At 62.3% G+C, this 12,410-nt stretch carries 10 protein-coding genes; 3 read left to right on the forward strand and 7 right to left on the reverse strand.

From position 1 onward, the window contains the following. Nucleotides 1-445 precede the first annotated feature (445 nt). Nucleotides 446-853 (forward strand): H-NS family histone-like protein, encoded by a 408-nt coding sequence (locus PG892_RS13155; RefSeq protein ID WP_010673634.1) that lies wholly within the window; start codon nucleotides 446-448, stop codon nucleotides 851-853. Between the two features lie 470 nt (nucleotides 854-1,323). Here PG892_RS13155 and PG892_RS13160 read toward each other — a convergent pair whose 3' ends face one another. From PG892_RS13160 to recN, 7 genes are all read right to left on the reverse strand, one after another. Then, nucleotides 1,324-2,430, reverse strand: coding sequence for a 3-deoxy-7-phosphoheptulonate synthase (locus PG892_RS13160; protein WP_045524002.1), 1,107 nt, complete (start codon nucleotides 2,428-2,430; stop codon nucleotides 1,324-1,326). 251 nt (nucleotides 2,431-2,681) lie between these two features. After that, the gene (locus tag PG892_RS13165; protein WP_103858813.1) at nucleotides 2,682-3,488 is read right to left on the reverse strand and encodes a siderophore-interacting protein; all 807 of its coding nucleotides are present in this window, start codon (nucleotides 3,486-3,488) and stop codon (nucleotides 2,682-2,684) included. Between the two features lie 132 nt (nucleotides 3,489-3,620). After that, nucleotides 3,621-4,994 (reverse strand): efflux transporter outer membrane subunit, encoded by a 1,374-nt coding sequence (locus tag PG892_RS13170; protein ID WP_103858814.1) that lies wholly within the window; start codon nucleotides 4,992-4,994, stop codon nucleotides 3,621-3,623. Next, entirely contained in the window at nucleotides 4,991-7,009 is a 2,019-nt protein-coding gene (locus PG892_RS13175) for a MacB family efflux pump subunit (RefSeq protein ID WP_103858815.1), read from the reverse strand. Before PG892_RS13175 ends, PG892_RS13170 begins: the two co-directional genes overlap by 4 nt. Beyond that, a complete protein-coding gene (locus PG892_RS13180) occupies nucleotides 7,006-8,169 on the reverse strand; it encodes an efflux RND transporter periplasmic adaptor subunit (protein ID WP_042879330.1) in 1,164 nt (387 codons plus the stop codon). The genes PG892_RS13175 and PG892_RS13180 overlap by 4 nt, the downstream gene beginning before the upstream one ends. 194 nt (nucleotides 8,170-8,363) lie before the next feature. Next, complete coding sequence (locus tag PG892_RS13185; protein WP_203764625.1) at nucleotides 8,364-8,804, reverse strand: universal stress protein; 441 nt, start codon at nucleotides 8,802-8,804, stop codon at nucleotides 8,364-8,366. 467 nt (nucleotides 8,805-9,271) lie between these two features. Beyond that, nucleotides 9,272-10,936, reverse strand: a complete 1,665-nt coding sequence (gene recN / locus PG892_RS13190) for a DNA repair protein RecN (RefSeq protein ID WP_270825481.1) — start codon at nucleotides 10,934-10,936, stop codon at nucleotides 9,272-9,274. Nucleotides 10,937-11,242: 306 nt separating this feature from the next. Between recN and PG892_RS13195 the strand changes: the two genes are divergently transcribed. Then, complete coding sequence (locus PG892_RS13195; protein WP_270825482.1) at nucleotides 11,243-11,917, forward strand: hypothetical protein; 675 nt, start codon at nucleotides 11,243-11,245, stop codon at nucleotides 11,915-11,917. Beyond that, nucleotides 11,874-12,401, forward strand: coding sequence for a GGDEF domain-containing protein (locus tag PG892_RS13200; RefSeq protein ID WP_246876708.1), 528 nt, complete (start codon nucleotides 11,874-11,876; stop codon nucleotides 12,399-12,401). Before PG892_RS13195 ends, PG892_RS13200 begins: the two co-directional genes overlap by 44 nt. Nucleotides 12,402-12,410: the final 9 nt, after the last annotated feature.

Below are 12,410 nucleotides of genomic sequence, written 5' to 3' on the forward strand. Positions count from 1 at the left end.
AATATCTGGAAACGGTACTCAATGCGGGTCTCAAAAAACTGGGTGAAATTTAACAAAATGTTCACGCTCTCACCCTGGGCGCAAGGGGCATCCTGAAACGGGACCTGGTTTATTGTCCGCGAAGGTGATGCCCATGAGCGCACTATTTGTACAATAAGGGTCGGCACTGCTGCTAAATGACTTGGCGCAGAGCGTCGCGGGTAAGAGATAACAGCGTGTGCAACGGATGAGGTGAACCAGAGATTAACCGGGGAAAATAGAAAATAAAGTCCGTGAGGGTATTCCCAATAAGTATCAGGCAGGGAATTAACCACGGTGAATAATGTCCATATGGTGTCAGAGCGCTGCCGGATGGTATAAAAACATTATGTTGTTATCCAATGGGCATGCTATTCTCAAATCGTGTTATCCCTGTGACATACAAAAATAATTCTGTGAGGAAGTAATGAACGAGTTTCTGAAGGTTCTGCTGAACATTCGCAGCTTGCGCGCTGCCATTCGTGAACTGCCGTTTGAGCAACTGCAAGAAGCGAAAGAAAAGTTTGACCTGGTATATAACGAGCGTGCCGAGTCCGTTGAACAGGAACGTGCCGAACAGGAAGAGCGTCAGCGCAAACTGAATGAATTCACCGAAATGCTGCAACAGGCTGGTATCGATCCCCGTGAGCTGATCGGCAGCGTGGCGGCTCCGGCTGCGGCGGGCACCACCAAGAGCAAGCGTGCTCCCCGTCCTGCGAAATACAAGTACCAGGAAGACGGTCAGGAGAAGACCTGGACCGGTCAGGGTCGTATGCCCAAGGCCATCGCCGAGCAAGTTGCGCTGGGCAAGGATCTGAACGATTTCCTGATCTGATCGCCGGATCCGGATCTCGATAATGCCGCCTGCAGGGCGGCATTATTATTTTCAGGGTTCAGAGGATGTCGCAGTAAAACCCAATTGCGCAGGTTACTCCGGTTAATTGGAGAGCCTCGTCTGGAATAGCCATAACCATCATGTGCCCAATAAAGTTGGCGCATCATCTTCCACGCCACCTCGCCACTTATACGCACTGAGGACTCATACAGCCCGCGTATCTTCGTCCCTTGTGAGAAACGATCATGGATACCTGCTGTGACAGAATGAAATAGCGGCGGTGGATCCTCATCTGTACGCCTGAGCGGCCCGTCTCTTTTTCATGCTGATGCATGACGCCCACCGCCTATTAATTTATCCCCTCTATTTATGGTCTGTTTGACACCGCTCTTCTGCGATATATCCGCACGATGCCGGACAATGTGCGGATGAGGCAGACACGGATTGGTGGCAAACAAATAAACCGAATGCTAGATGACGGGTTGTCCGAGTTCAGACTGAACGGCGTGTGTGTATTTTCTCCGGGTGCGGCGACGGGCCTGGACCGCCTCTGCCAGCATGGCAAGCAGGTGTTCACTCTCTTCCCAGCAGAGGCAGGCATCGGTCACTGACAGACCGTATTGCAGCTCGCCCAGAGGAGCCGGTTTCTGGTTTCCTCCCAGCAAGAAGCTCTCGACCATGACGGCGGCGACGGCTTGGCTCCCTTCGCTCAGCTGGCGACAGAGCTCTTTGGCGACCTTCAGCTGGTTCGTGTGCAGCTTCTGGCTGTTGCCATGGCTGCAATCCACCATCAGGCGAGGGGGGAGTCCCTGACGGGTGAGGCGGTCTGCTGCCTCCGCCACATCGCTCTGGTGGTAGTTGGGCAGGGTGCCGCCACGCAGAATGATATGGCCGTCGGGATTGCCTTCGCTCTTGATCACTACCATGCCGCCCTGGCTGCCGGGGGCGGTGAAGAGATGGGAGGCGGTACTGGCCTGGATGGCATCGATGGCGACCCGGATATTGCCGTCCGTACCGTTTTTGAATCCCACGGGGCAGGGCAGTGCGGAGGCCAATTGCCGGTGGACCTGAGACTCCGTGGTGCGTGCCCCGATGGCGCCCCAGCTGACGAGATCGGCGAGATAGAGAAAGCTGGTGGTGTCGAGGAATTCGGTGGCGGTGGCGAGCCCCAGTCCATTGATGTCGAGCAGCACCTGGCGTGCCAGATGCAATCCCCGATTGATGTCGTTGCTGCCGTCCAGGTGCGGATCGAAGACCAGCCCCTTCCAGCCCACCGTGGTGCGCGGCTTTTCAAAATAGGCGCGCATGACTATCTGAAGGCTGTCTTCATAGGCGGTGGCGAGTCGTGCCAGCCGCCCGGCATAGTCCAGGGCCGCGACGGGATCATGGATGGAGCAGGGGCCAATCACGACCAGCAGGCGATCGTCTTCACCTGCCAGGATCCGGCGTGCCTGATGGCGCTGGTTGTCGATGTGCCGGGCCATGTCGGCCGGACAGGGGTGCTGCGCCAGCAGCTCGGCAGGGGTGGGGAGCGCCTCTATGGCGAAGGCGCGCATGACCGAATTCAAAACTGCCATCTGGAGTTACCTTGCTGTGCATGTGTGCGATGGGGAACCCGTATGCGGCATCCTGTTGGGAGCAGACAGATTCATGGCTCATCGCAGTTGTTGAGAATGATTGTCATTATCTTGGTGTTTGTCTCAAATGCAAGCGCAATGAAGTCGCCAGGCGAAGATGGGGGGAGAGGGAACGATGGCGGGGGAATCGCAGCAAAAGCAGGCCGCTTCCCCGAGGGAAGAAGCCCGCCAGTCACAAGATAAAGAGGGGATCAGCTGTCCATCACGGCGTGCCTGTCCTGATGGTAGGCGTCTTCATCCTTGCCGCTGCGCCAGTAGGGGACTGCGTAGACCCGCTGGCGCTCGGCATCCAGGGCGCGTCTGACGTGGCGGCGCAGCGGCACGACCAGGCTCTCTTCCCCGCCAAACCAGAAATAGCTCCCCTCAGCGACCATAGGCTGGGCGGTGAAATGCGCCACCAGGGTCGCGGCCTGTTCCGGATTGCCCACGAACCAGCGCAGGTCGACGCCGGCCGGCAGCGACAGATCCTGCACGTCGTCCTGATGGGGGACCAGCAGGGCGATATGGCCGAGGGCATGGGCCGGCATCACCTCCACCATGGCGCTGATGGCGGGCAGGGCGGTGAGATCCCCCGCCATGTAATAGTGCTCGGCCGTTTGCAGCATGGGGTAGGGACCACCCGGGCCCGAGATGGCGAGCTTGTCACCCGGTTTGGCGTGCAGGGCGAAACGACTGGCGGGACCGGCCTCGCCGTGCAGGGCGAAGTCGATGTCGAGCTCCAGCGCCTCCCGGCGAAACGCGCGTATGGTGAAGGTGCGAATGACGGGTTTCTGGGCGGGATCGAGCCAGCGAGGCCCCTTGTCGGTGGGGGTGGGCAACACTATCTCGCGCTGATCCGGTCGGGGCAGCATGATCTTGACATGAGCACCGCCACAGCTGAAGGGGTAGTCCACAAGCTCGGGGCTGGTCAGGCAGATTCGGCGCAGATGCGGGCTCACATCCTGAACATGCTTGACGGTGAGCAGGCGGGGGCGATTGGCCGGGGCGGGTTGAGACATGGGCATACTCCTGGCTGATGATGGCGCCCATTCTTGATGAAATGAAAATTATTATCAATTGGTTTGTGGGCAGAATGGGTCGCGATTGACCTCCTCTGGATGTCCATCGCGATACCACACTCTCTGCCAGGGTCAGGTTCGATCGCTTCCCCCCAGCGCCCGATAGATGCCTGCCATGTTGTTGAGCTGGGTCTGCTGCTGTGCCAGCAGGGCGAGCTCGGCATCCCACAGGCGGTTCTGCTCATCCAGCCAGGGTTGCACCCCGGTGGCACCGGCCAGGAAACGGGCGCCTGCCAGCCTCTCGGCCTCCCGGGCATAGGCCCTCTGCTGCTCCAGATAGCGCAGCCGCTGATCCCCATGCTGACGGGCTGCCAGGCCATCCTCCACTTCCAGCAGCGCGGTATAGAGCTGCTTGCGAAACTCGGTTTCGGCAATCTGGTAGTCGATGTCGGCGCTGGCGATGGAGAGCCGGGTCTTGTTGTACTCGAGGAAAGGGAGCGCCAGCGTGGCGCCCAGGGTGCCGACCGGATTTTGCAGCACCTGGGTCAGGGTATCCGAGGTGGTGCTGGCACCGCCGGTCAGGCTCAGGGTGGGATAAAAGCCGGTGCGGATCTCGTCTCCCCTCGCAAGGGTCTTGCGCAGCCTGAGTTCGGCGGCGCGCACATCGGGCCGCCGGGCCAGCACATCGGCGGGAATGCCGGCCGCCAGGGACGGGATCGGGCCCATTACCAGGGCGTCGGGTGCGTCAGCGAGCGGCCCGCTGCTGCGGCCCAGCAGCAGGCGAAGAGCATTGCCCGCCTGTGCCCGCTGCTGGGTGAGGGTGGCGAGCTCCGCCTGCTTGCCTGCCTTCTGCTGGCTGGCCTGTACCAGATCGAGTCGGGTCACGGCGCCCGCCTCGTATTTGGCGCGGGTCAGGCGTTCAATGCGCTCCAGATTGGCCAGTTGCTGGGTGCCCAGGGTAATGGCCGAGCCGAGGTAGGCCAGCTGCCAGTATTGCTCCAGGGTCTTGCCGATGAGCAGCAACCGGGTGGCGGCTAGATCCTGTTCGCTGGCCTGTGCTTCCCAGCTCGCCTGATCCCTTGCCGCGGCCAATCTGCCCCAGAGATCCACCTCGTAGCTGAGGTTGAGGGAGGGGCCCAGGTTGCTGCTGGCGCTGCCATCTTTCATGTTCTTGGTGCCGCTGGCCCCGAGATTGGCGCTGACCGAGGGGGTGAGGTTGGTGTCAGCCAGATCGGCGCCGAGCAGGGTGTTCTTGAGCTTGAGCCCGGCCACCCGCATGTCCGGGTTGGCGGCCAGCACCGCCTCGACCAGGCGATCGAGCGCGGGATCCTGGAATCCCTGCCACCAGGGGCCTGCCTGCTGCAAGGTGAGACCCTGGCTCTCCTGCTGCCATGCTGGCGCCACGTCGAGATCGGGTCTGTGATAGGTGCTCTGCTGGCTGCAGGCACCGAGGCTGGCGGTGAGCATCAGGCTTAGCCCGAGCCTTGATAGGTTGTGCATCATCATTCCCTCGCCAGTGCCTCCACCGGATCGAGCCTGGCCGCATTGCGTGCGGGCAGGTAACCAAACAGGATCCCGATGAGGGAGGAGCACCCGAAGGCCATCAGGATGGAGAAGAGCGAGAAGCGCATCTGGAAGCTTTCCACGAGCAGGGAGAAGAGAGCGCCGATGAGCAGGGCGAGGCCGATACCGAGCAGCCCCCCCAGCAGGCTGACCATTACCGCCTCGATGAGGAACTGTTGCAGTATGTCGGACTGGCGGGCGCCGACGGCGATGCGGATCCCTATCTCCCGGGTACGCTCCACCACCGAGACCAGCATGATGTTCATCACTCCGACGCCGCCGACGATGAGGGAGATCACCGCGATGGCGGAGACCAGCAGTGTCAGGGTGGCGGTGGTCTTCTCCACCGATTTGACGATGCTGTCGCTGCTGAAGGTGAAGAAGTCCTTCACGCCGTGGCGCTGGGTCAGCAGGGCGACTGCCGCCTGCTCGGCCAGGGCGGGCTGGACGCCGTCCTTGACCCGGATGGTGATCTGGGTGAAGTGCTGCTGGGAGAGGAGACGGCTCATGACGGCGCTGTAGGGGAGCCAGACATTGACCGACTGGCTGCTGCGGCCAAAGCCGGTCTCCTGGGTGACCACCCCCACGATGCGCACCGGCAGGGTGCCGACCAGCACCACCTGGCCGACCGGGTCCACCTTGCCGAGCAGGCTCTCTATGGTCTTGCCATCCACCACGGCGACTGCCGTCCGGTTGCGAATGTCCCGCTCATCAAGCAGGCGCCCCTGGGTGAGCGTCATCCCCTTGACCCGGAAAAAGTCGTTGCCGACCCCGATCACGCTGCCGCTGCTGGTCTTGTTGCGATAGCGAAGCTGGCCCGACGTCGCTATCTGGGGGCTGGCCCCCTCCAGATAGGGCTGGCCGAGCAGCGCGTCGAGATCCCGCTCGTTCAGGGTCTGGATGCTGGCGGCCTTCTCGTCTCCCCAGTCCTTGCCGGGGAAGATGTCGATGGTGTTGGTGCCCATGGCGTTGATGTCGTCGATCACCTTGGCGCGCGCCCCCTGACCGAGCGCCACCACGCTGACCACGGCGGCGATGCCGATGATGATGCCGAGCATGGTGAGGAAGGTGCGCATGCGATGGGCCAGCATGGCGTGCAGGGCCATGCGCCCCGCCTCCCGGTAGCGATCCCAGCCCCGGCTTGCGGTGCGGACGGCGGCGCCTGTGCTCTGTGCATCTTGCCCGACAGAGGGAGGGGCCAGCTGGCTGCCGTCACCTGGCAGCGGGTGGGCCGGCGTCCCGGATGGGGAGGCTGCGTTGTCATCGGTCGCCCGATGGCCGCTGTCCTCCACTACCCGCCCGTCACGCAGGGTGATGATGCGATCCGCATGGCTTGCCACCGCCATGTCGTGGGTCACCAGAATGATGGTGTGGCCCTGGGCGTGCAGCTCCTTGAGGATGGCCATCACCTCCTTGCCGCTCTGGCTGTCGAGAGCGCCGGTGGGTTCGTCCGCCAGGATCACCTCGCCGCCGTTGGCGAGCGCCCGGGCAATACTGACCCGCTGCTGCTGACCGCCGGAGAGCTGGCCGGGTCTGTGGTGGCTGCGATCCTGCAGTCCCAGGCGGGTCAGCAAGGTGCGGGCTCGGGCCTGGCGATCAAGGCGGGCAGTGCCGGCATAGATGGCGGGGATCTCCACGTTGGCGGCCGCATCCAGATGGGGCAGCAGGTGATAGCGCTGGAAGATGAAGCCGAAGTGGTGGCAGCGCAGCCGTGCCAGGGAGAGAGCATCCAGGGTCGCGGTGTCCTGGCCGCGAAACAGATACTGGCCGCCGCTCGGGCGATCGAGGCAGCCCAGCAGGTTCATCAGGGTCGATTTGCCGGAGCCGGAGGCGCCGACGATGGCCACCATCTCCCCGGCATCGATGGCTAGATCCAGCGGGTGCAGCACGGTCACTTCGTGCTCTCCGCTCTGGTAGCGCCGCTCGATGCCCTTGAGACGGATCAGGGGCTCGCTCACGGCTCCATCTCCCCTTCATCGTGCAGGGCCGGCTTGCCCTGCTCCAGGATCACCTTATCCTGCTCGCTCAGGCCGCTCACCACCTCAATCTTGATGTCATCCTTCATGCCGGTCTTGATGCGGCGGATCTCTCTCTGGTCCCCCGCCTTGAGCAGGCTGACCTCGTACTCGTTGTCGCCAGTCTTCTTGCCGAGGGCGGTCTGGGGAATGGCCAGCACCTGCTTGCGCTCGCCGAGCACGATGGTGACCTGGGTCGTCATGGCGACCCGCAGCTGATGGCCGGGGTTGGGCACATCGAACAGGGCATAGTAGTAGATGGCCGCATTGCTGGTGGCCGTGGTGCTGGCCGTCTGCTCATTGATGTTGGTGGGGGCCAGTTCGACCGTGCGAAGGGTACCGTGGTAGCGAGTATCCGGATCCCCTATCAGGGTGAAATAGACCGGCATGCCTGCCTTGACACGGGTGACGTCCGCTTCGGAGATCTGGGCCTTGACCGTCATGGTGTCGAGATTGGCGAGCTTGAGCAGGGTCGGTACCGTCTGGCTGGCGGCCAGGGTCTGCCCCTGCCGGGTGACGATGGAGACGACGGTACCATCCATGGGGGCCTGAATGCGGTTGTAGCCGAGCTCCGTCTTGGCGCGCTCCACCTTGATGATGGCGTTGTCGATGTCGGCCTGGGCGCTTTGCAGCTCGGCCCGGGTGACGGCAAGCTGGGCTTCGGCGCTCTCCAGATCCGCACGAGAGCTCGCTTCCTGCCGAAACATCTGCTGCTGGCGGCGCCAGGCAAGCTCGTTCTGTTTGAGCTGTGCCTGCTTGATCTTGAGCTGGGCGCGGCGGCTGGCCAGCTCCGCCTCGGCGGTCTTGAGGTTGTTCTGGGCGATCAGGGGATCGATCTCCGCCAGCAGCTCTCCTTGTTTGACCTGTTGACCCGCTTCCACCGCGAGATAGGTGACCTGACCCGAGACCTGGGCCCCCACATCCACCTGCTCGATGGCCTGCAGTACGCCACTGGCGAGCACCGTCTGCTCCACATCCTGTCGGGTAACCGTTGCGGTCAGTACCGGGTCCGGTGTGTTGCCTGGCCAGGCCAGCCAGGTGACGAGAGGGATCAGCACAAGGGCGAGCAGGGCGAGCTTGCCGGGTTTTCGAAGAGCTTTCATTTATCACCTGAACGAAACGAGCGAAGGCGTGCAAGGGCCATATCGTGCAGCAAATGGCCCTCAAAAAGAAGCGAGCAATGTGTAAGAAATCGTGTGGTTCTGGCGGTGACGCAGTGGAGGAGGTCAAGCTGGGGGAGGATGACGGCGGGGCGTCAGAAACAAGAAGACCCGCTCAGGGAGCGGGTCTTGTGGCATCAACTGACGGCTTTGAGCAAGGCGGCGTGAGGCTCGTGGCAGATCTGGATATCGAGGGGCAGTTTGTAGAGGAGCAGGCGGGCCAGCGAGCCCTCCATCCAGTGATGACGGCTGCCGACCAGCAAGAGGTCGGCGGGGTGGGCGGCCAGCCAGCGCTGGAGATCCGGCACCACGTCATCCACCACCAGGCACTGGTAATCCACTGGATGAGACAGCTGGGTGATGAGTTCACTGATGATCGCCTTGGCATCCAGGGTGCCCTGGGCGCTGCGCTCCTCTTGTGACAGGGACAGACTATTGCGACGGGTCTTGCTGCTGTGGGTCAGGTGCAACAAGGTCAGGTTGGCGCCCAGCCCTTGTGCCAGACGGCTCGCCTTGGCCAGTGTCTCCTGCTCGTAATCCTTGCCTTCCAGCAACAGCACAATATTGGTCGGGCTCATAAGCAGTTCTCCTTGGCAGGTGCGGGTCAGACGGCGGAAGCGCGCTCCCATCCTCCCTTCCCGCGAAATGTCAGCTCAAACGAACCCGGTGTGTTTGCCTCAAGCGTCACCTTCTGTCGATGGCAACTGAAGGTACCGAGTCCGTTTACATCATCATAACAGACTGAGTTGAATGGAAAATGAAGGGATGGGGCCGTTCGATATGTGAATGAGTGCAACGAAGATGAGTGGCGTCCTGACCATGGCGATGGAAGCCCGACTGGGTGATGACCAGGCTGACAGGCTCAGACTGAGCATCAAGACACGTGCCGCGGATTAGCCAGGGCAGCCCCTCTTTCTTGCGGCTCACGGCATCGGTCAACCAGGCCGGCGCCGTCGGCAAGAGGCTTCAACAGGCCACCGCGATGATGACTCGGTCAATCTGAAAGGGCCGACATGGACGGGAGGGCATCCCGTCCGCCCCGTGGTCAGCTTGCGAGCAACTCACGGGCGTTGGCCAGGGTGTTGTCGGTGATCTGATCGCCCCCTAACAGGCGGGCCAGTTCGTTGAGCCGGGCGCCCTGGGTGAGCGCCTGCATCTGGGTTTCCGTTGTCTTGCCGTCGGTGTGTTTGCTCACCACCATGTGCTGGTGACCCTTGCCTGCCACCTGGGGCAGGTGGGTGACCACCATCACCTGGGTGGATTCGCCGAGCTGGCGCAACAGGCGGCCCACCACGGCGGCGGTCGGGCCGCTGATCCCCACATCCACTTCGTCGAAGATAAGGGTCGGGGTGGAGATCTTGCGTGCACTGATCACCACGATGGCGAGGCTGATACGCGACAGCTCGCCGCCGGAAGCCACCTTGCCAAGGGGTTGGATGGGCTGACCCGGGTTGGTGGTGACCATGAACTCCACCCGATCGATGCCAAGGGGCGAGAGGCTGCTCTGGGCATCGGGTCGCACCTCGATGGCGAAGCGGCCATCGGGCATCGCCAGTTCGTGCATGCTGGCGCTTACCTTCGCGCCAAGCTCCTCGGCATAGCGCTGGCGACTCTGGCTCAGGGCCTCGGCGGCCTGCACGAAGGCCTGGCGGGCCGAGGCCAGCTCGTCTTCCATCCCCTCGAGTCGCTCTTCGTCGGAGTGCAGGCGTGCGAGGTCGCTGGCCAGCTCCTGATGGTAGTGGGCCAGCTCCGCCGGTTTGACATGGTGCTTGCGTGCCAGGTTGATGGCCTTGGAGAGGCGGCTCTCCAGCTCGTTGAAGCGCTCTGGATCCAGTTCCAGCCGGTCGAGATAGCTGCGCAGCTCGCTGTGGCTCTCCTGTACGCCGATCAGGGCTTCGTTGAGCATGCCGAGCACGTTGCCAAGCCGGCTGTCCATGCCGACCAGGGTCTCGGCTCTGTCCACCGCCGTCTGCAGCAGACCGGCGATGGTGGTCTCTTCATTGTCATAGAGCAGATCGAGGCAATACCCGCACTCCTGCATCAGCTCGGTGCCATTGGCGAGCCGCTGATGCTCCTCTTCAATCTCTTCAAACTCCCCCGGCTGAAGGGCAAATTCGTCCAGCTCCTGCACCTGGTATTCGATGAGTTGACGGCGGGCTTCCCGCTGCTGCTGCTCGGCCTTGAGCCGGTTGAGCTCGTTTTGCAACTGGCGCCACTGCTGGTAGTGACGGCGAACATCGTCGAGGAGCAGATGATGACCGGCGTAGCCGTCCAGCAGGGCGAGCTGGTAATCGGGTTTGAGCAGCATCTGGTGAGCGTGCTGACCGTGGACATTGACCAGCAGTTGACCCAGGTTCCTGAGCTGGGCGAGGGGGACGGGAACCCCGTTGATATAGCTGCGAGAGCGCCCCTCGGCAGACAGTACCCGCCGGACGATGCACTCACCGTCATTTTCAAGCTCGTTGGTGGCGAGCCAGGCCCGGGCGGCAGGATTACCCTCCAGCAGGAAGCGGGCACTCACCTCGGTCTTGTCGCTGCCAGGGCGCACCATGCTGGCTTCGGCGCGCTCTCCCAGGCAGAGCCCCAGAGCGTCGATGGCGATGGATTTGCCCGCCCCGGTCTCCCCGGTGATACAGGTCATCCCCGGTTGCAGATCGAGCTCGAGAAACTTGACGATGGCGAAGTTGTTGACGGTCAGCTGGGTCAGCATGGTCTCATCCTGTATGGGTCAACATTACTGTGTATGCATCCAGTATATACTGGTCTTATATACAGTAAAGTGGGCAGGGAGGATTTTTGCGAAACAGGGGGAGGGCAAGGATGTCAAGGCCGCGGCATGGGTGTGACGCCGATCAGATGGCCTGCAAAATCAACCTGCGTACCTGGCATGGGCTGAGGCGATGCGAGAAGCCACCTCGAGGGGCTCTCTTGTGGTGAGTGGCTGGCTGAGACACACTCGAAACAGTCCTGGTTGAGCCTGGGCTGTGTACAGACCTCTTCGCAAGGATGCGTCACGATGATCCATACCCCGACCCTGCTGCTGATCTCCCTGGCAATCAACCTGATGTCGGGGCTGATCATGCTGTTCATCCACTCCCTGAAGCCGGGTCGAGGCAACTTTCTGTACTGGTCCCTCTCCGCTTTTCTCTTCTCCCTCTCCATCCTGCTGCTCAGTCTGGGGGTATTGGGAGGGTATCCGGCGCTGGGCATCCGGGTCGGCGGCCTGGTCTCGCTCATGAGCATCCTGCTGTTGCTCGCCGGTTTTTGTGCGCTTTACGAGCGCGCATGGCATCCCCGTGCCGTGGGGGGAGACGTGGCGGTGTTGCTGCTGCTCTATCTGGGACTGTCCAGCCTCGCCCCCGTGCGCATTGTGCTGGCTCTGATGGAGTCGATGTTGTACCTGTGGTGCGCCTGCCTCATCGTCTCTCTCGGCCGGCAACAGAAGCGGGTGCTCCATGTGGTGGCGCTCATTTACCTGCTGCATTTCACCATCCTGCTGAGTCAGGGGGGGGCTGCTCTTGCTGGGAGCCGAAGGGCGGATGGGAGACGGAGGCTGGCTCGATCTCATCTTCTTCATGCACATGGTGCTGACCATCGGCTCGGTGTTGCTGCTGCCTCTGGTGGCCTATGTGGAGACGGAGGAGGCATTGCTGGCGCTCTCGGAGCGGGATCCCCTCACCGGGGTGCTTAATCGGCGCGGTCTCTTCAGGCAGGGAGAGGGGGCTACGCCTGGCCAGACGCGCTGCGTGGTGGTCCTGGACATCGATCACTTCAAGCGGGTCAACGACCAGTTTGGTCACGGCTGCGGGGATGAGGTCATTCGCTATGTGGCCGGGGTGCTGGTGGCCGAGGTACGCAAGGATGATCTGGTGGGGCGCATCGGTGGCGAGGAGTTCGCCATCATCATGGGCGGCGTGAGCGGCCAGATGGCCCGCGACATCTGTGACCGGATCCGCCGCCAGATAGAGACGGGATCCCGGCAGGGGGCCTGCCTGCCGTGCGAGGGGGTCACGGTGAGCATTGGGGTTGTGTGCGCCAGTGCCGAGGCTGACCTGGCACTGATGCTGACCAAAGCCGATGCTGCCATGTACCGGGTGAAGGAAGCGGGGCGAAACGGGGTGCATCTGGCATTCGAGCCGGCACTGCCTCGGCTGGTCGAAAGCAGCGAGAGGTAGACCCTCGCC

Origin of the sequence: Aeromonas sp. QDB68 (assembly GCF_027707405.1) — a bacterium.
Taxonomy (GTDB): Bacteria; Pseudomonadota; Gammaproteobacteria; order Enterobacterales; family Aeromonadaceae; genus Aeromonas; species Aeromonas caviae.